Source organism: Streptomyces sp. NPDC001868 (assembly GCF_040297125.1).
In the GTDB taxonomy this organism is placed as follows: domain Bacteria; phylum Actinomycetota; class Actinomycetes; order Streptomycetales; family Streptomycetaceae; genus Streptomyces.
The window spans coordinates 226,310-245,725 of sequence record NZ_JBEOYO010000005.1; the positions used below are offsets into that span (position 1 = coordinate 226,310).

The following is a 19,416-nucleotide window of genomic DNA, read 5'->3' on the forward strand; positions in this document are numbered from 1 at the left end:
CGCTTACTTGAGCTGGTCGGCCGTGTAGTAACCGCCGTCGACGAGGACCTGCTCGTAGTTGGCCTTGTCGACGCTGACCGGCTCCAGCAGGTAGGCCGGGACGACCTTCGCGCCGTTGTCGTAGGTCTTGGTGTCGTTGGTCTCGACCTTCTTGTCGTTCAGCACGGCGTCGACCATGTTCGAGGTGACCTTGGCCAGCTCGCGCAGGTCCTTGTAGACGGTCTGCGTCTGGTCGCCCGCGATGATCGACTTCACCGAGGCCAGCTCGGCGTCCTGGCCGGTGAGGACCGGCAGCGGCTTGCTCTTGGTGCCGTAGCCGTCGGACTTCAGCGCCGACAGGATGCCGATGGAGATGCCGTCGTACGGCGAGAGCACCGCGTCGACCTTCTCGCTCTTGTACGACGCGGTGAGGATGTCGTCCATGCGGCCCTGGGCGGTGGCGCCGTCCCAGCGCAGGGTGGTGACCTGGGTCAGCTCGGTCTGCTTGGACTGGACGACCAGCTTCTTGCTGTCGATGTACGGCTTGAGCACGCTCATCGCGCCGTTGAAGAAGTACTTGGTGTTGTTGTCGTCGTTGGAGCCGGCGAACAGCTCGATGTTGAAGGGGCCCTTGCCGTCCTTCAGGCCGAGCTTGTCGACGATGTAGTTGGCCTGGAGCTCGCCGACCTTCGAGTTGTCGAAGGAGGCGTAGTAGTCGACGTTCTCGCTGCCGAGGATCAGCCGGTCGTAGGAGATGACCGGGATGTTCGCGTCCTTGGCCTGCTGGAGCACGTTGTCCAGCGACTTGTTGTCGATCGCCGCGATGATCAGCGCCTTGACGCCCTGGGCGATCAGGTTCTCGATCTGCGAGACCTGGGTCTCGGGCTGGTCCTCGCCGTAGACCAGCTGGGTCTTGTAGCCCTTGGCCTTCAGGTCCTTGACGACGTTGTTGCCGTCGGAGATCCAGCGCTCGGAGGACTTGGTCGGCATCGCGATGCCGATGGTGGCGCCCTTGGTGCTGCCCGAGGACTTCTCCTCGCTGCCGCCCGAGCCGCTCTGACCGCACGCGGAGAGGGTCAGGGCGAGGGACGCGGCGGTGGCTATGGAGGCGAGGGCGGCTCGGCGAGTACGCATGATCATCTTCCTTGATGTCTGATTCCGGGACCCGGGCGGGCGAGAATTTGTGTCGGAGTCTGTGTGACTGCGTCGGGTTCTGTGAAGGGAGGTTTCCGGAACGTTATGAGGGCGTTCCGAAACGCTTCAGCGCGCCCGGCAGCCGCGAGCCGAGCGGCGCCATGTCGCCGTCCGCTCCGTGCCGTGCGAGAAGGTCCAGGGCGAGCCGGCCGCGACGGACGCGTTCCTTGGCCGTGGACAGGGTGAGGTCCCGCATGTGGTGCCCGTAGGGGTAGATCCCGGGGGCCTTCGACAGGCCGAACTTCAGATAGATCGGTGCGCCGCGCCGGATCAGCTCGGCGACCTCGTACATCCGCACATAGCCGCCGAGATCGTCGGGGGCCTCGATGTACATGTCCATGGGAGCGCCGGACACCCGCCGGATCTCCGTGAGGTGATCGAGCGTCAGATCGCTGGGTACGTTGATCGAGTCGCCGCCGAGGTTCTCGTACACGGCGTACGCGGTCGGGTTGACCGGCCCGATCAGCGCCGACACCTTGAAGGTCGTGTCGGCCGGGATGATCCCCTCGACCCGCGCCCGGTGCAGCGTCCACAGCACGCCCTCGTCGGCGACGAGCAGGCACTTCACGCCCAGCTCGGTCGCGCGCACGGCGTCCTCGACGCATCCGGCGACCGCGTCGTGACCACGGGCCCTCAGGCCGGCGCCCTTGGAGTCGGTACGGGTGGAGCCGCCGATGTCCCAGGTGCCGCGCGGGCCGGTGAACAGGCAGAGCTCTATGTCGCGCTCGGCCGTCGCCTCCACCATCTCGGTGATCTCGGCGTCGGTGAGCATCCAGATGCCGCTGCCCTGGCTGATCCGGTGGATCGGCACATCCAGCCGCGAGGCCTCCTTGAGGACCACGCCCAGCGCCTCGGGCCCCTCGACGGAGGGCACCTCGGTGCGCCAGCGACCGCCTTCGGGGAAGGTGTGCGGGGAGGCGTCGGAAGGGTCGAGGGCGGGTGCGTTCAGCCCGAGCGCGGCGAGGGCCTGCTCGCCGGGTCGGCGCGGCGCCGGAGCGGTGGTGTCGGTCACAAGCTGTCCTTCTGACTCGATCAGATTCGATATTTCGGACGGGGTTCGCGGCTCTTGGTGCGCAAAGCTCTTGGGTGTACGCCGGTACGAAGTCGTCAGGTACCCCGTACCGGCGTACGGCTCAGGGGTGTGTCATGGCCGCAGCAGGACCTTTCCGACCGTCGGATCGCCCGACCCGACCAGCTCGATGGCCTGCGAGAACTCCTCCAGCGGCAGCTCGTGCGTGACGAGCGGCAGCGGGTCCAGCAGTCCGGCTCCGAAGACCCGCACGGTGTGCGCCCAGGCGTCCGGCGCCGCGCCGAACACGGTGTGCACCTCCAGCTGCCGTACGACGAGATCCGTCGGATCGAGCCCGTCCGCGCCCGGCGCCGGGATGCCCGTGAGGACCAGCCGGCCGCCGCGCCGCAGCAGGGCGGCCGCCGTGCGTGCCGCGTCCGCGGACCCGGCGGTCTCGATGACCACGTCGAAGTCGCCGGGCAGTTCCTGGTCCTTGGTACGGAAGTCCGTCGCACCGAACCGCTTGGACAGCTCCGCCCGGTCCGGACGGGTCCCCACGACGAGCAGCTCGGCGGGCGAGCCCGCCTTCAGGAACTGAACGGCGAACATGCCGAGCGTTCCCGTGCCCACCACCGCGACCCGCTCACCCGGAACGGCGTTCGCCTTGAGCGCGGCGGCCGCGATGCACGCGGCCGGCTCCAGCAGCGCCGCCGCCGTCAGATCCGCGTCGTCCGGCAGGACGTGCAGCAGACGGGCAGGCAGCGTGAGGGTCGTGGCCATCGCGCCGGGCTGGGTGAACCCGGTCTCCTCGTACCCCGCCGAGCACAGCGTGGTCTCGCCCGCGTGGCAGCGGTCGCACACCTGGCAGTTCCGGAAGCCCTCGCCGACGACCTTGCGGCCGACAAGACTTGAAGGGACACCGTCACCGACCGCCGCCACCGTCCCGGACCACTCGTGGCCCGGTGTGAGGGGGTAACGGACGTATCCTTCCGGACGGTTGCCCTGGAAGACCTCGCGGTCGCTGCCGCAGATCCCGGAGGCGTGCACCCGGACCAGGGCCTCGCCGGCCTCCGGCTGCCGGGCCTCGTGCGGGACGAGCCGGTGCTCGCCCGGCGCCTCGATGACGACGGCCGAGGCCGCGTCGGGCGAGGCGCTCACTCGGTCCCCTTGGGCTTGCGCTGCTCCCAGCCCTCGGCCCACAGGTCGAACCGGGCCTGCTGCTGCGGGAACTCCGCAGCCGCGTCCACGTCCAGCTCGACCCCGAGGCCGGGCTTGTCGGAGAGGTGGAAGTAGCCGTCCACGACCTCCGGGGCCCCCGAGACGACCTTCTTGATCTCCGCGTCCGCGAAGTCGTTGAAGTGCTCCAGGATCTTGAAGTTCGGGGAGGTGAAGCCGACCTGGAGCGAGGCCGCGGTGAGCACAGGACCGCCCACGTTGTGCGGCGCGACCAGTGTGTAGTGGGTCTCGGCGGTCGCGGCCAGCTTGCGGGTCTCCCAGATGCCGCCGATGTGGCCGACGTCGGGCTGGATGATGTCCACGGCCTGGCTCTCGAAGAGCTCCCGGAACTCGATCCGGTCGTGGATCCGCTCACCCGTGGCCACCGGGATGTCCACCTTGGCGGCGACCTTCTCCAGCGCCTTCAGGTTCTCCGGCGGGCACGGCTCCTCCAGCCACGCGGGCTTGAAGGGCGCCAGGTCCTTGGCGAGCCGGACGGCGGTCGAGGGCGAGAACCGGCCGTGCATCTCCAGCATCAGCTCGGCGTCCGGCCCGATGGCGTCGCGCACGGCCTCGATCAGGGAGACGGCGTACAGGCTCTGCTCGTGGTCCAGCTCGAAGTGGCCGGTCCCGAAGGGGTCGATCTTGAGCGCCTTGTACCCGCGCTCCATGACCCCCTGCGCCGCCTTGTGGTACGCCTCGGGCGTGCGCTCGGTGGTGTACCAGCCGTTGGCGTACGCCTTGACCTTGTCGGTGACCTTGCCGCCGAGCAGCTGCCAGACGGGGACGCCGAGGGCCTTGCCCTTGATGTCCCAGCAGGCCATCTCGATGACGGCGATGCCGGACATCACGATCTCGCCGGCCCGCCCGTAGTCGCCGTACTTCATGCGCTTGACGAGATCCTCGACAGCGAACGGGTCGGAGCCGAGAATGTGATTGGTCTTCGCCTCGTGCAGATAGCCGAGCAGCGCGTCGGTGTGGCCCAGCATGCGGGTCTCGCCGACGCCGGTGAGTCCCTCGTCGGTGTGCACCTGGACGTAGGTCAGGTTTCGCCACGGCGTCCCGACCACGTGCGTGCTGATTCCCGTGATGCGCACGGTACTCCCTGTCCTCTGTGGTCTGTTCGAAATTTCGTCGCTCGTTCGAAATGCTGGTCGCGACAGTAAGGATGACCCGGTCGGAGTGTCAATGGGTCGAACGCACAACGGTTTCGCGTCGATGGCGCCGATGGCCGGGAACGCGCGCAAATGATCAGGACCGTACCCGCCCCCGCAGGCCGGTACACGAGGCCCCTACACAACCTTCACGGGCCCACCCGGGAACGTCACCGCTGCGGAACATAATCTTCCGGCGTCATGGATTACTGCCACCCGTGCCAACGGCACCTCAATGGCGCCCTCTCCTGCTCGGGGTGCGGCGCGTCGGCCGAAGAATGCCGGACCCACGCGGACGCGCTGGCCGCCAGGGACGACACGGCCGTGGACGAACGCGAGGACGCGTTCGAGGACGACACCCCCGAGACCCCCGGCGGCGGACGCCGCGCCCGGTCCCGGTCGCAGGGCCGGGGCCGCGGTGTGCGGGTCGGCCGGCGCGACCGCAAGGCCGCCGCGCACCGGCGCCGGCGCCGGCGGGTGCTGATGGTCGGGGCCGGGCTGCTGCTCGCCGCGGGCGGACTGAGCCTCGCCGAACTCGGCATGGAGGCACCCCCGACGGAGCCCCGCGCCGCCGTGGTGGACGACGCCTCCGACGCGTCCCCGACGGCTTCGGCGGACGACCCCGAAAAGGCCGAACGCGGCTCGGGCGACCCCACCGAGGCCGACAAGGACGGGAAGAAGCCGGACAAATCGGCCTCCCCGTCGGCCTCCGAGTCCGAGAAGTCCGACACCGAGGACGACGCCGAGGACACCGACAAGCCCAAGGACCGCTCGGAGTCCCACGCCACCGCGAGCCCCGCTCCTTCGGCACAGGACCCGACCTCCGACCCCGAGGACACCGACACCCCGACCGCCGGGCCGACCGAGGACGAACCCGCCCCGGAGCCCAGTCCCTCGGCGACGTGCAAGCAGTTCCTGTGGTGGTGTTCCTAGCCATCACCGCAGGTGAAAGCCCCCGGGCAGGGGTCCGTGCCCGGGGGCTTCGTCATGTCCCGGGCGGCCGTTCCCCGGCCCCCGTCGACCGTCGCGTTATCCAACCGTGACGACCTCCCTGACGCAGCCCTCTTGACCGCCATGAATTGTTAGCGCTCACAATGACCTCCGCATTCACCAGTCGACGCCCCAGGGCATCCGAGGAGGTACGAGCGCCGTGCCAGCAGCGCCCCAACTCGCCTTACCAGTGGCTGACCTGGGGCTTTCCGGAATCCCGGCGTGAGGCCGACGGCGCGGAACCATCCGCCCGCCGCACCCGGCTCGCCCGCGACAGGCGAGTTATCGGCAACACGGGACCCGTCCGCACCACCCGATCCGTCCACCGTCGTCCACCGAGGAGGTGTGGCCGTGACCCACTCGCAGCTCCGGCCGCCCACCATGGCCGACGTGGCACGCCAGGCGGGTGTCTCCCACCAGACCGTCTCCCGCGTCCTGGGGGACCACCCCAACGTGCGGGACGAGACCCGGGCCAGGGTGCAGCGCGCGATCGAGGAGATGGGCTACCGCCGCAACTCCTCCGCACGGGCCCTGGTGACCCGGCGCACCCAGACGCTGGGCGTGGTCGCCTCCAACACCACGCTCTACGGGCCGGCCAGCACGCTGTTCGCGCTGGAGGAGGCGGCCCGCGCCGAGGGGTACCTCGTCTCGACGGTCGGTCTGCGCGAACTGACCGTGGAGACCCTCTCCGAAGCCCTCGACCGCCTCAGTGACGGCGGTGTGGAGGGGGTGATCGCCCTCGCCCCGCAGCGGTCGGCGGTCGAGGCCCTCGCCGAACTCCGCCACCCCTTCCCGGTGGTGGCCGTGGGCACCGGCTCCGGCGCGGAGATCCCGAGCGTCAACGTCGACCAGCATCTGGGCGCACGGCTGGCCACCGGGCATCTGCTGGCCGCCGGGCACCGCAAGGTCTGGCATCTCGCCGGACCCGAGTACTGGCAGGAGGCGGCGGACCGGACCGCCGGCTGGCGGGCCACCCTCGAAGAGGCGGGCGTCGAACCGCCGCAGCCGCTGCGCGGGGACTGGAGCCCGCTGTCGGGCTACCGGGCGGGCCAGGAACTGGCCGGCTGGGTGGGCCGCGGCCTCACCGCCGTCTTCGTCGCCAACGACCAGATGGCGCTGGGGGTGTTGCGCGCGCTGCGGGAGGCGGGCGTACGCACGCCCCAGGACGTCGCGGTGGTCGGCTTCGACGACATCCCGGAGTCGGAGTTCTTCGCCCCGCCGCTCACCACCGTCCGGCAGGACTTCTCGACGGTGGGCCAGCGCAGCATCGCCCTTCTGCTCGACCTGATCGAGGGCCGGACCCCTGCCGGGCCGTCCCGGATAGCCATCGAACCCCAACTCGTCGTCCGCGCCAGCACTTTCCCGTACTTTCCCCAGCCGGGGACCGCTCCGGGCTGACGCGGCACCGAACGACCAAGCCCTTTCCCTCCATCAGCGTGGCCGACATTTCGAACAATGATCGACAGGTTGGACGTAGTGCGGCCGGTCCACCACGAGTACCAACGGTCCGTCCCCGGACCGGCTCTTCAAAGGAGAAGACATGCTCAACAGACGTAACTTCCTCACCGCGGCGGTCGGCGTGGTGGCCACGGCCGGTCTGGCGGCCTGCGCCAAGGAGGACGGCACCTCCACCGGTTCCGACTCCTCCTCCGGCGGCGGCAGCAAGAAGATCACCCTCGGCTTCTCCCAGGTCGGCTCGGAGAGCGGCTGGCGCAGCGCCAACACCGACTCGGTGAAGTCGGCGGCCGAGGAGGCGGGCTTCAACCTCAAGTTCTCCGACGCGCAGCAGAAGCAGGAGAACCAGATCTCCGCGATCCGCAGCTACATCACCCAGGGCGTGGACGTCATCGCCTTCTCGCCGGTGGTCGTCACCGGCTGGGACGCGGTGCTGAAGGAGGCCAAGGCCAAGAAGATTCCGGTCGTCCTGACCGACCGCTCCGTCGAGACCTCCGACGAGTCCCTGTTCGTCACCCTGGTCGGCTCCGACTTCACGGACGAGGGCCGCCGCGCCGCCAAGATCCTGGAGAAGGTCCTGGAGAAGGCCGGCCACAAGGGCAAGGTGAAGATCGCCCAGCTGGAGGGCACCACCGGTGCCGCCCCCGCGATCGAGCGCGCCAAGGGCTTCAAGGAGGTCATGGACGCCGAGCACAAGGACGACTGGGAGATCGTCGTCAGCCAGACCGGCGAGTTCACCCGCGCCGGCGGCAAGCAGGTCATGGCGGCCTTCCTGCAGTCCAACCCGGACATCGACGTGCTGTTCGCGCACAACGACGACATGGGCATCGGTGCCATCCAGGCCATCGAGGCGGCCGGCAAGAAGCCCGGCAAGGACATCCTGATCGTCACGGTCGACGGCGTGAAGGACGGCTTCATCGCCATGTCCGAGGGCAAGATCAACGCCATCGTCGAGTGCAACCCGCTGCTCGGCCCCCAGCTGATGGAGGTCGTGGAGAAGGTCAAGAACGGCGAGAAGGTCGAGCGCTGGATCAAGACCAAGGAGAGCGACTTCATGCAGGACCAGGCGAAGGACGCCCTCCCCACCCGCAAGTACTGACCCGCCCGGGACGTACGGATCCGACCGGGACCCACTGATCCGGCCGGTACGTACTGCCCCACCGCACCCACCGGCAGGGAGCCCCCTCCGACCGGACCCCCGGTCCAGGGGCTCCCTGCGGGCCGAACGCATTCGATGAATCGCATGAGGAGCGCTGCCATGGCAGAGCCGCGGCCCGTCCTGGAGATGACGGGCATAGTCAAAGAGTTTCCGGGGGTACGGGCTCTGTCGGGCGTCGACTTCCGGCTCTTCCCCGGCGAGATACACGCTCTGATGGGCGAGAACGGCGCCGGCAAGTCCACCCTGATCAAGGTGCTCACCGGGGTCTACACCCTGGACGGAGGAACGATCACCCTCGCCGGCGAGTCCGTGCGGTTCGCCAGCCCGCTGCAGGCGCAGCTGGCCGGGATCAACACGGTCTACCAGGAGGTCAACCTCTGCCCCAACCTGTCGGTGGCGGAGAACATCTTCATCGGCCGTGAGCCCACCCGCTTCGGCCGCATCCAGTGGAAGCGGCTGCGCAAGGAGGCCGCGGAGCTGGTCGACCGGCTCGGCCTCGACATCGACGTGACGGCCCCGCTGTCCTCGTACCCCCTGGCCGTGCAGCAACTGGTCGCGATCGTGCGGTCGGTGGGCACCGGCGGCGAGGAGGGCAAGGGCACCAAGGTCCTCGTCCTCGACGAGCCGACGTCCAGCCTCGACCGCGACGAGGTCCTCGAACTCTTCCGCCTGATGCGGCGGTTGAAGGACGAGGGCGTCGCGATCCTCTTCGTCTCGCACTTCCTCGACCAGATCTACGAGATCTGCGACCGCATGACCGTGCTGCGCAACGGCACCCTCGTCGGCGAGCACCTGGTGAGTGAACTCGACCAGGTCGGCCTGATCCAGCTGATGATCGGCAAGGACCTGGACCAGCTGGAGGAGCTGCACGAGCAGCAGCTGCACGCCGACGTCGGCGAGACCCTGCTGCACGCGGACGGCCTCGGCCGCACGGGCGGTATCGCCCCCTTCGACCTGGACATCAAGAAGGGCGAGGTCGTGGGCCTCGCCGGCCTGCTCGGTTCGGGCCGCACCGAACTCGCCCGGCTGCTCTTCGGCGCCGACCAGCCCGACAGCGGCAAGGTCACCGTGGGCGGCAAGCAGGTCCCGATGAACGCCCCGAACGACGCCATCGGCGCCGGGGTCGCGTTCTGCTCGGAGAACCGCAAGGCCGAGGGCCTGGTCCCCGATCTGACGGTCCGGGAGAACATCATCCTGGCCCTCCAGGCGTCCCGCGGCTGGACCCGCCCCATTCCGGTCGCCCAGCGCGACGAACTCGTCGCCAAGTACATCAAGGCCCTCGACATCCGGCCCGCCAACCCCGAGGCCCGCGTGGGCCAGTTGAGCGGCGGCAACCAGCAGAAGGTGCTGCTCGCCCGCTGGCTGATCACCCAGCCGAAGCTGCTGATCCTCGACGAGCCGACGCGCGGCATCGACGTCGGAGCCAAGGCCGAGATCCAGAAACTGGTCGTCTCCCTCTCCGAGGACGGCATGTCCGTCCTCTACATCGCGGCCGAGCTGGAGGAGGTCCTCCGCCTCAGCCACACCATCGGCGTGCTGCGCGACCGCAAGCTGGTCGCGAAGCTCACCAACGGGCCGGAGATCACCACCAGCAGGATCCTGGAGACCATCGCGAGCGGAGAACACCAGTGAGCACCCCACCCGTGGCGACGACGGCCACGACCGGCACGGCATCCCGCTGGCGGGCGCTGACACACCACCACCTGTTCTGGCCCGTCGCGGTCCTGGTGGCCCTGCTGCTGATCAACGTCCCCTTCACCCCCGACTTCTTCTCCATCAAGATGACCGACGGGCACCTCTACGGCAGCCTCGTCTCGATCGTGCTCTTCGGCTCGCCCCTGATCCTGGTGGCGGTCGGCATGACCCTGGTCATCGCCACCGGCGGCATCGACCTCTCCGTGGGCGCGGTCGTCGCCATCACCGGCGCCCTGACCTGCTCGTACATCAGCGACCAGGCCGACCAGAACGCGCTGGCCGGGGTGTTCCTCGCCATGGGCATCGGTCTGGTGGCGGCGGTGGTCTGCGGCCTGTGGAACGGCTTCCTGGTCGCCAGGATGGGCATCCAGCCGATCATCGCGACCCTCATCATCATGGTCGCGGGCCGGGGCGTCGCCCAGCTGATCACCGACGGCCAGATCATCACCATCAACAGCGAGCCGTACAAGCTGATCGGCGGCGGCTACTGGCTGACGCTGCCCTTCTCCATCTTCGTCGTGGCCGCCGTCGTCGCCGTCACCGTGGCCCTGACCCGGAAGACGGCCCTCGGCCTCCTCGTCGAGTCCGTCGGCGGCAACGCCGAGGCCAGCCGCCTGGTCGGCATCCGCTCCCGCCGCATCAAGATCATGGTGTACGTCTTCTGCGCCCTGTGCGCGGGCATCGCGGGCCTGATGATCAGCTCCAACACCTCGGCCGCCGACGGCAACAACGCCGGCCTGTGGATCGAGCTGGACGCGATCCTGGCGGTCGTCATCGGCGGCACGTCCCTCCTCGGCGGCCGGTTCTCGATCGGCGGCACGGTGATCGGCGCCCTGGTCATCCAGACCCTCACCACCACGATCTACACGATCGGCGTGCCCACCCAGACCAACCTGGTCTTCAAGGCCGCCGTCGTCATCGTCGTCTGCCTGCTCCAGTCCCCGAAGTTCCGCGCGAAGGTCTTCGGCGCCAAGTTCGGCCCCAAGTCCGGTGCGAAGAGCGGCGGCACGGGTACGTCGCCGGCGGCACCGGCGAAGACCGCCACGACGCCCGCCGACGCGGCCCCCAAGATGGAGGTGTCGTGATGACCGCGACCACCAAGACCCCGCCGTCCCCTGACAGCCGTACGGCACCGGCGCCCACGTCCAAGGTCTCCGCCCTGCTCGGCGACCGGCGCCTGCCGGTCCTGGTGACCGCCGCGCTCTTCCTCGCGATGTACATCGCGGGCCTGAGCCGCTACCAGAACTACGGTTTCGGCGAACCGCAGGTCTTCCTCAACCTGTTCATCGACAACGGCTATCTGCTGGTGGCCGCCGTCGGTGTCACCTTCGTCATCCTGTCCGGCGGCATCGACCTGTCCGTCGGCTCGGTGATCGGCTTCACGACGATGTTCACGGCCTGGCTGGTGGAGCGCCAGGGGGTGCCGCTGCCGCTCGCGGTCCTCCTCGCCCTGGCCGTCGGAGCGTTCGGCGGCTTCCTGATGGGTTATGTGATCCAGAACTTCGAGATCCAGCCGTTCATCGTGACCCTCGCCGGGCTCTTCCTCTTCCGCGGCCTGTGCCTGGTCATCAGCAAGGAGTCGATCTCGATCAGTGACTCCTCGGTGAGCAGTCTGGCCGAGACGCGGGTGCCGCTCGGCCTGGGGGAGCTGTCGATCGGTGCGATCGCGGCCCTGGTCGTCATCGCCATCGCGTTCTACGTGCTGCACTACACCCGCTTCGGACGCCGGGTGTACGCCATCGGCGGCAGCGAGCAGTCAGCCATGCTGATGGGTCTCCCGCAGGGCGGCACCAAGATCGCCGTGTACACGGTGAGCGGCTTCTGCTCGGCCTTGGCCGGCCTGCTGTTCATGCTGTACATCCAGTCCGGTGACCCGTTGCACGCCGTCGGCATGGAACTCGACGCGATCGCCGCGACCGTCATCGGCGGCACGCTCCTCACGGGCGGCTCCGGCTACGTCATCGGCACCCTCTTCGGCGTCCTCGTCCTGGGCCTCATCAAGAGCATCATCCAGTTCGAGGGCACCCTCAGCTCCTGGTGGACGAAGATCGCCACGGGCGTGCTCCTCTGCGCCTTCATCCTCATCCAGCGGGCGATGACGGCACGCAAACAGACCTGAACCGAGGAGCTCCCGGCCCGTCGGCTCCCGCGGTCCGTCGCACCCACCGTGCGGCGGACCGCGCGGTGTGCGCCGACATCGCGACGAATGGTCGGGCTCGATCTCAACCGAGCAAACCGGAAAGACCGAGCGTACGGCGGCGACGCGCTCCAACCGGCCACGGGCGACGGGCTGACCGGCTGACGGGCGACGGCCCCTGACATGTCGTCAGGGGCCGTCTGTCACTGCGGAGTCACCGGTCGGCGTGGCCCTCCGCGATCTGCTGCCTCTCCCACTGCACCTTGCGCACCACCTCGGGCTTGACCTGACGCTCCTCCAGGGTGGTGGCGAGCCCGTCCAGCAGGTGGGTCGCCGAGTCGCGTCGGCCCAGTTCGTCCAGGCCGACCGCGTAACGCGTCACGTCGTGCGTCAGACGGATGTGGCCGAAGGTGTCCGCCGCGGCCCCGAGGTCGCCGTAGGCGTGCTCGGCCAGTTGTCCGCCCGCCTCGGCGTCGGTCCCGGCCGCCTCGACGCTCACCGCGCCGTTCCGGGTCGTGAGGACCTTGCCGGGCACGGCGGCCGCGGTGGTGAGACACGCGGCCGAGTGCCTGGCGACCGCCGCGTCGGGGATCCGCTCGGTGACCTCGCGCAGCACGTCGTTGGCGTCATCCATGACGCGGCTGCCGCCCAGCGCGAGGACACGTCCCACGGTGTCGGTGAACACGTCGTCAGCGAGGCGTTCCTGATCACGGCTGGCCGGACGCTCCACCCGGACGGTGATCGGGTCCGCCAGGATCTGGCCGCCGGCGGGGTCGGTGGCGGTCGAGGCCCCGTCGCGCGCCGACCGCAGCGCCGCGTACACCTGGTAGGCGCCGGGCTCGGAGATCTGCCAGCCACCGAGACCCGAGGAGAGGACGACCTGCTCGTACAGCGATTCGTTCGGTTGCAGCAGGACGGGCTCCGGACGCAGGCAGTAGCGCAGGTACGGCTGCACCACGCGGGCCTCTGTCGTACCGTCCCGCTGGACGAGGATGCTGAGTTCGTCACTGCGCAGCGTCGCGCGGTTCACCATCGTGGGGACGCCGGAGGTGTTGGTCAGCTTCAGCTCCCCGATCACCGGCTCCAGCATGCCGAAGCGGTAGGCCTGTTGCCGGTCGGTGCCGCGGTTGAACCGCAGGGTGAGCTGCAACGGCCCCGTACCGGCGCTGCGTCGCGCCTGCTCGAAGCCGTGGTGGTCGAACCAGGGGATGTTGCCCTGCTGCACGAACCGCGCGGGAGCGTGCCGCAGGAAGCGGAGTTCGTCCTCGGAGAAGAAGTACCGGAAGCCGGCGAAGAACGCCCGCGGTCCGCCGGGGAAATCGTGCGGGTAGTTCATGAAGCTGAAGGCACGGGGCTCGTCGCGCAGCGGGATCCAGGGCGTCTCCAGCGACTTCTGCCACGAGTGCGCGAGGTTGAAGCAGTGACCGATCTCGTGCACCGCCGTCCAGTAGGCCATCCGGCGCGCGAACGCCTCGGGGTCGGGGTCGTTCGGCGGCCGTTCTGAGATGAACGACTTCGAGAACACCGCGCAGCCCTGCCGCTGGGCGGAGCCGATGTCGTCGAACATGATGCCGCCCAGGCCGGGGCCTTCGTCGTGCCGACCGGCGAAGAGCGTCCACACCTGCCACTGGGCGACCCCCTGCCCCGTGGGGCCGGGCTTCCAGGCGGACCAGTGCCGCTGCATGGCGTCGTGCATCTCGATGTCGGACCAGGTGCCGTTCACCGACTCGGAGAGCGGAATCTCGTTGCTGCCCCGGGTCCGCGTGACATGGATGCCCTGCCGGCTGAACGCGTCCTCCACGGTGAGGGTGGTGTTCGGGAGGTCGGGCGGCCGCACGGGGTGGTCGTGCAACGCGTACTCGACGGTCTGTTCGGCGTCGGAGACCCGGTCGTACTCGATCTCCACCTCCCGGAAGTGCGGCGTGACCTGCGCGTAGCGCACCACCTCGTCCGGGGCGTCCGGCCGTACGAAGGTCACCAGCGCGCCCATGGGCTGCAGGGGCGGAGTGCCCGTGAGCTGGACGCGGATCGCGGTGCCGGGCCGCAGGGCCGTGTTGCCGTCGCGGTACTTGATCGGCCCGGCGTACGTGCCGTTCGGCTCCTTGCGGACCTTGGCGAGCCAGGTGAGCCGGCCGCTGGTGAGCCGCCAGACCGTGCCGGAGACCGTCATGGTGGGGGCCGGGCCGTCCACGTCCACGCGCAGTTCCTCGAAGGAGACCACGGCGCTCTCGGGTGCCGCGATCTCGGCCGGCGCCGGGGCCTGACCGGACACGGCCTGCTGCGAGGCGAGCGTTTCGCCGTCGCCCGACGACACGGCCGGCATCAGGGGAAAGCCCACCGCCGCCGTCGGCACCGGCGCGGCCTCGACGGGGCGAACGGCCTCGGTGGCCTGCGCGAGGCCCCCGGGCGGCACGGGGAGGTCGAGGCGCAGATACACGCCGCTGCGCTCCGTCGCCGCGATGCCTCCGGCCTCCGCCGCCGCCTCGCGCGCGGCCTGCTCCTCGCCGCCCAGACGGCGGGTGATCGTGCCCATCACCGCGCTGACGAGCTGGTCGAACTCACTGCGCTGGCTGGATTCCTGGGTGGTCATGCTGCCTCCCGCTTCCGCCCGTGCGGAGCACGGGCGGATGAAGGTGAACGGTGAACGGCCGGGAGCCCGGACCGTTCCGGACCGGGGAAACGTGGCCTGAGCGACGTCGGCCCATGAGCCGGAGCCGTCGGAAGCGGCTGCGGGGGGCATCATGCGGGGAAACACGACGTCGGACGACGCACGGAATGTTGTGATTCACCCGACAGGCGGGTTTGTTCCCACTGGCCAGTCAAAGCCCGGCGGGGGAGAGCCGCAACCGGACCGAGGGGGCCTGAGGGTCATCCGGTCGTGCGGCGACGGGCCTCACGCATAGCCGCGAAGACCGCTGCCGGTCACGGCGTGGAGAGCGGCGTCGGCGGCACGATCGATCCGCACCCATCGGGTGACACCCGCGTCGACACGGATGTCCAGCCGCTCGACGCCGTCGACCCGCACACCGATCGCGTGGTCTCCCTCCGACAGGGGGACCGGAACCGAGCGGGCCAGGCCGATCTGCAGCCGGGTGCGGACCTCCGGATCGTCCAGGACGACGTCCCCGTCCACCACGACCACGACGTGCTGGCCGGTGAAGCCCTCCTCCAGCGCGATGGTCAGCTCATCCGGCTCACGCACGGCTCTGCCCTCCGTCGGGGGCTCGTCGCTCGGGCGGTTCGGACGGCGGCCGCCCCACGTCCGACAGCGTCTCGCGCGCGCGTGCGTCGACGAAACGGGTCACCAGATGCTGGGCCGCGCCGAAGATGACGGCCCACGCGACGATCTGCGGGCTGGAGTCCAGGTCGCTCAGACCGGGTACGAACGCGCCCCTGATGAGCAGCACCCCGATGAACGCGGTCAGCGCCCCGGTGGGGAACTTCAACAGGGCCGCCGCGAGCGGCAGCATGTACGGCGAACTCGTCCCCTGGATCCGGCGCAGGGACGCGATGACCGTGAGCGCCGCGCCGGCGAGCCCCGCGGCCTCCACGACGAGGACGTCGACGGACTCGGCGTAGTCGCTCGGTGCTTTTTCCTGGTCGTTCCGCCGGACCTCTCCGGAGGGGCAGGCCGCGAAGTCGCTCTTCGGGGGGAGAAAGCACATGTTCAGGGAATCGGGGCAGTACCAGCCCCAGGCCGCGAGCCCGCCCGCGCCGAGGAGGACGAAGAAGGTCGCGATCCGCAGGATGATGCTGAGGCTGCGCACCCTGCTGAACTCGCCGTCCAGCGCCTCGTAGGAGGCACTTTGGGCGGAGACGAGCAGTTCACGGTCGCCCGGGAGCCGTTCCCCCGCCTCCACGCGGCCGACGGCCTCGGCCACCTTCACCCGCAGCGGGTCGTTCGGGCGGAGGTGCTGCTCGACGTGGCTCAACACGTCGGCACCGCGGCCGATCAACTCCTGCTCCGAACACAACCTGAGCAGCATCACGTCGGTCGCGCGCACATTGGCCCAGGTTCTCTCCAGGGCGGCGGCTCCCGTGAACAGGCGGCGTCGCGCGGAGACGGCGTGGCGCGCTTCCTCCAGTTGCCGTGCGATCCCGTCCAGTGTCGTCTCCCGCTGACACTGCTCGGCCCGGTCCTCGACGACTCGGCATCTCTCACGGGCCGCCCGCTGTTCCAGATAGAGGATGTGGGCGACGGCTCGCTCGCGCCAGGCGGTTCTGTGCCCTCTGAACATCTCCTCGGAGGAGCGGGGGAGTTGGGAACGGGGGAGTCGGGAGCGCTCTTCCCGGTCCGGCGCCGGTGCGCGCCTGAGTACGTGTGAAGCGATCCACAGGAGAACGACGGCGGCGGCGCCGCTGCGGGACCCTTTCGCACCGTCCGCACCGTCGCGGGCTTTCCCGTTGGTCATCATGACCTCCAGCAAAGACGCCCCTGCTCAGCGTAGGACGGAGGGCCGACAGGTGCACCTACACCCCGTGCGCTAGGCCGCCAGCATCCGCCGCAGCAGATCCCGCAACGACTCCCGCTCGCTGTCGCTCAGCCCCGCCAGCGGCTCCCGGGCGAAGTCCAGGGAGTCCCGCAGGCTGCCCGCCACCCGGCGCCCCTCGGCAGTGGCGGCGGCCAGTTTCACGCGGCGGTCGTTCGGGTCGGGGCGGCGCTCCACCAGGCCTCGCGCCTCCAGCCGGTCCACGATCCCCGTCACGTTCGACGGTTCGCAGCGGAGTTTCTGGGCGAGGCGGCGCATGGGAAGCGGTTCCAGGGAAAGGAGCCCGAGGAGGCGGGCCTGGGCGCCGGTGAGTGTGTGCTCGGCGGCGGCGTCCTCGTACTCCTCGTGGTAGCGGGCCACCACCGTGCCGATGAGCTCGACGACCTCCATGGTCAGCGGGTCGATGCGGGGGGTCGTCTTCTGCGTGGACATGGATCGAGGCTACCTCTTTACTTGACAACATGAAATATTCAAGAGCATGGTTGTTTCAGGTAGTGAAGTAACCGCACGGTATGCACCACAGCATGTCCCCCGCACCCGCAGGAAGGCCCCCCATGTCCGACACCCCCGCCCTCCCCGCCACCAGCCGCGAATGGCACCTGCTGAGCCGCCCCGTCGGCTGGCCCAAGGACGAGGACTTCGCCCTGGTCGAGGCGGAGATCCGGCAGCCCGGCGCGGGTGAGGTCCTCGTACGGAACAAGTACCTCTCCGTGGACCCGTACATGCGCGGTCGCATGAGCGACGCGAAGTCGTACGTCGCCCCGTTCGAGCTGGGCAAGGTCATGCAGGGCGGCGCCGTGGGCGAGGTCGTCGCCTCGGCGGCCGAGGGCATCGCCGTCGGCGACCACGTGCTGCACTTCGGCGGCTGGCGCGAGTACGCCACGTTCGACGCCAAGCAGGCCGTGAAGGTCGACGCCGACGCCGCGCCGCTCTCCACCTACCTCGGCGTCCTCGGCATGACCGGCCTCACCGCCTACGCGGGCCTGCTGCGGGTCGGCGCCTTCAAGGAGGGCGACGCCGTGTTCGTCTCCGGCGCCGCCGGTGCCGTCGGCAGCCAGGTCGGCCAGATCGCCAAGCTCAAGGGCGCCTCGCGGGTCATCGGCTCCGCCGGCTCCGACGAGAAGGTCAAGGTGCTGATCGAGGAGTACGGCTTCGACGCCGCCTTCAACTACAAGAACGGCCCGGTCTGGGAGCAGCTCAAGGCCGCCGCCCCCGACGGCATCGACGTCTACTTCGACAACGTCGGCGGCGAGCACCTGGAGGCCGCGATCGGCGCGCTCAACCTGCGCGGCCGGGCCGTGATCTGCGGCATGATCTCCCAGTACAACTCGACCGAGCCGACCCCGGGTCCGCGCAACATGGTCAAGATCCTGCAGAACCGCCTCCGCGTCGAGGGCGTCCTCGTCGGCGACCACTACGACTTCCAGCCCCAGTTCGTCCAGGAGGTCGGCCCCTGGGTCGCCTCGGGCGAGCTCAAGTACCGCGAGACGGTCGTCGAGGGCATCGAGAACAACCTGGAGGCCTTCCTCGGCGTCCTGCGCGGCGACAACACCGGCAAGATGATCGTCAAGCTCTGACCCTCAAGCTCTGACCCTCAAGCTCTGATCGTCAAGGTTTGATCGTCAAGTTCTGATCCCGCCTCACCCGTGACGGACGCCCCTCATGTTCGTTGCACACGCGGAGCCCGCACCCCTGGACGTGGGGTGCGGGCTCCGCTCGTGTGTGCGGGGACCTCAGGGGGCCGGTGTCAGCGCCGCGCTGTGCACCGCCCGTACCAGCCCCGCGTTCTCCGGTGCCGCCCCGCCGGGGAAGGCCATCCGGCGGCGGGTGTAGCCGTAGGCGAGGCCGCTGCGGGGGTCGGCGAAGGCCTGGGAGCCGCCGGCGCCGCTGTGGCCGAAGGTGCCGGCGCCGAGGAACGGGTACAGCGTCTCGGCGGTCGCCTGGAAGCCCAGGCCGAACGCCTTGGGGGCACGGGCCACCAGGTCATGGCCGAGGGAGTGGATCTGGCCGACCTCCCCGATGGTGTCGGGCTTCAGCAGGGGCGGCCGGCCGTCCACCGTGCTGATGGCCGCCGCGTACATCCCGGCGAGCCCGCGCGCGGAGCCGACCCCGCCCGCCGACGACTGCCCGCTCGCGCGCACGACACGGGCGTTGGGGAAGTCCGTCAGCTCGCCCGGCTCCGGTACCTGGCCGTTGAACGCGATCGAGGACAGCGTGTGCGGACCGCTCGGTACGGAGTCCAGCTCGGCCTGCTGCGCGGGCGTCGGCGTCATCGGCAGTACGGTCCGGAAGCGGGGCTCGTGCTCGGCCGGCAGCCCCAGGAAGAGGTCGAGGCCGTACGGGGCGCGGACCCGCTCCTCGTACACCTCCTGGAGCGTGCGGCCCGTCGCCCGGCGTACGACCTCGCCGGTGAGCGCACCGATGACGAGCGCGTGATAGCCGAAGGCGGTGCCCGGCCGCCAGAACGGCCGCTGGACGGCGAGGCGTTCGGCGACGACACGGTCGTCCGCCAGCTCCTCCAGCGTGAACCCGGCGTCCGTTCCGACGAGCCCCGCCCGGTGCGTGATCAGCTCCCGCAGGGTCACCGCGCCCTTGCCCTCGGCCGCGAACTCCGGCCAGTAGTGGGCGACTTCACGGTCCAGCTCCAGCACGCCGTCCTGGACGAGGAGCGCGACGACGAGATGGGCGGCGCCCTTGGTGGAGGAGAACACGCCGTGCAGCGTGTCGCCGCCCGTCTCCGCCTCCTCCTCCGGGCCCGCCCACAGGTCCACGACCCGCCGCCCGTGCACATACGCGGTCAACTGCCCCTCGTAGTCGGGCCGTTCACCGGCCACGAACACGGCGAACTTCTCGCGCACCGCCTCGAAGCCGTCGGCGACCGTGCCGTGGACGGTGGCCGCCCGGTTCCCCTCGGTCATTCGCGCTCCTGTTCCTGTTCC

16 protein-coding genes are annotated in these 19,416 nt (G+C 69.8%); 7 read left to right on the top strand and 9 right to left on the bottom strand.

Annotated features, from left to right (window positions below; all coding sequences use genetic code 11):
• Positions 1 to 3: 3 nt before the first annotated feature.
• From chvE to ABT147_RS08825, 4 genes are all read right to left on the bottom strand, one after another.
• Positions 4 to 1,113, bottom strand: a complete 1,110-nt coding sequence (chvE, locus tag ABT147_RS08810; protein ID WP_351403529.1) for a multiple monosaccharide ABC transporter substrate-binding protein — start codon at positions 1,111 to 1,113, stop codon at positions 4 to 6.
• 103 nt (positions 1,114 to 1,216) lie between these two features.
• The gene (locus ABT147_RS08815) at positions 1,217 to 2,185 is read right to left on the bottom strand and encodes a hypothetical protein (protein ID WP_351403530.1); all 969 of its coding nucleotides are present in this window, start codon (positions 2,183 to 2,185) and stop codon (positions 1,217 to 1,219) included.
• A 132-nt stretch (positions 2,186 to 2,317) separates the two neighbouring features.
• Complete coding sequence (locus ABT147_RS08820) at positions 2,318 to 3,340, bottom strand: zinc-dependent alcohol dehydrogenase (protein ID WP_351403531.1); 1,023 nt, start codon at positions 3,338 to 3,340, stop codon at positions 2,318 to 2,320.
• The gene (locus ABT147_RS08825) at positions 3,337 to 4,494 is read right to left on the bottom strand and encodes a mandelate racemase/muconate lactonizing enzyme family protein (RefSeq protein WP_351403532.1); all 1,158 of its coding nucleotides are present in this window, start codon (positions 4,492 to 4,494) and stop codon (positions 3,337 to 3,339) included. The genes ABT147_RS08820 and ABT147_RS08825 overlap by 4 nt, the downstream gene beginning before the upstream one ends.
• 258 nt (positions 4,495 to 4,752) lie before the next feature.
• Here ABT147_RS08825 and ABT147_RS08830 point away from each other — a divergent pair, with 258 nt between their 5' ends.
• From ABT147_RS08830 to yjfF, 6 genes are all read left to right on the top strand, one after another.
• Complete coding sequence (locus tag ABT147_RS08830; protein WP_351403533.1) at positions 4,753 to 5,484, top strand: SCO2400 family protein; 732 nt, start codon at positions 4,753 to 4,755, stop codon at positions 5,482 to 5,484.
• A gap of 408 nt (positions 5,485 to 5,892) precedes the next feature.
• On the top strand, positions 5,893 to 6,939 hold the full coding sequence (locus ABT147_RS08835; RefSeq protein ID WP_351403534.1) for a LacI family DNA-binding transcriptional regulator: 1,047 nt from the start codon (positions 5,893 to 5,895) through the stop codon (positions 6,937 to 6,939).
• 142 nt (positions 6,940 to 7,081) lie between these two features.
• Entirely contained in the window at positions 7,082 to 8,095 is a 1,014-nt protein-coding gene (locus ABT147_RS08840) for a substrate-binding domain-containing protein (protein ID WP_351403535.1), read from the top strand.
• Between the two features lie 159 nt (positions 8,096 to 8,254).
• Entirely contained in the window at positions 8,255 to 9,787 is a 1,533-nt protein-coding gene (locus ABT147_RS08845) for a sugar ABC transporter ATP-binding protein (protein ID WP_351403537.1), read from the top strand.
• An 11-nt stretch (positions 9,788 to 9,798) separates the two neighbouring features.
• Entirely contained in the window at positions 9,799 to 10,935 is a 1,137-nt protein-coding gene (locus ABT147_RS08850; RefSeq protein ID WP_351403630.1) for an ABC transporter permease, read from the top strand.
• On the top strand, positions 10,935 to 11,969 hold the full coding sequence (gene yjfF / locus ABT147_RS08855; RefSeq protein WP_351403538.1) for a galactofuranose ABC transporter, permease protein YjfF: 1,035 nt from the start codon (positions 10,935 to 10,937) through the stop codon (positions 11,967 to 11,969). The genes ABT147_RS08850 and yjfF overlap by 1 nt, the downstream gene beginning before the upstream one ends.
• Positions 11,970 to 12,201: 232 nt before the next feature.
• Here yjfF and ABT147_RS08860 read toward each other — a convergent pair whose 3' ends face one another.
• From ABT147_RS08860 to ABT147_RS08875, 4 genes are all read right to left on the bottom strand, one after another.
• Positions 12,202 to 14,577, bottom strand: a complete 2,376-nt coding sequence (locus tag ABT147_RS08860) for a zinc metalloprotease (RefSeq protein ID WP_351403539.1) — start codon at positions 14,575 to 14,577, stop codon at positions 12,202 to 12,204.
• 303 nt (positions 14,578 to 14,880) lie between these two features.
• Positions 14,881 to 15,189, bottom strand: coding sequence for a hypothetical protein (locus ABT147_RS08865; protein WP_351403540.1), 309 nt, complete (start codon positions 15,187 to 15,189; stop codon positions 14,881 to 14,883).
• Positions 15,182 to 16,225 carry a hypothetical protein gene (locus ABT147_RS08870; protein ID WP_351403541.1) on the bottom strand — a complete coding sequence of 348 codons (1,044 nt, stop codon included), beginning with the start codon at positions 16,223 to 16,225 and terminating at the stop codon, positions 15,182 to 15,184. Before ABT147_RS08870 ends, ABT147_RS08865 begins: the two co-directional genes overlap by 8 nt.
• Positions 16,226 to 16,471: 246 nt before the next feature.
• Complete coding sequence (locus ABT147_RS08875; RefSeq protein ID WP_351403542.1) at positions 16,472 to 16,909, bottom strand: MarR family winged helix-turn-helix transcriptional regulator; 438 nt, start codon at positions 16,907 to 16,909, stop codon at positions 16,472 to 16,474.
• A gap of 122 nt (positions 16,910 to 17,031) precedes the next feature.
• Here ABT147_RS08875 and ABT147_RS08880 point away from each other — a divergent pair, with 122 nt between their 5' ends.
• Positions 17,032 to 18,054 carry an NADP-dependent oxidoreductase gene (locus tag ABT147_RS08880; protein ID WP_351403543.1) on the top strand — a complete coding sequence of 341 codons (1,023 nt, stop codon included), beginning with the start codon at positions 17,032 to 17,034 and terminating at the stop codon, positions 18,052 to 18,054.
• Positions 18,055 to 18,210: 156 nt separating this feature from the next.
• On the opposite strand, the gene ABT147_RS08885 is transcribed toward ABT147_RS08880, so the two are convergent.
• A complete protein-coding gene (locus ABT147_RS08885; RefSeq protein WP_351403544.1) occupies positions 18,211 to 19,395 on the bottom strand; it encodes a serine hydrolase domain-containing protein in 1,185 nt (394 codons plus the stop codon).
• Between the last annotated feature and the right edge of the window lie 21 nt (positions 19,396 to 19,416).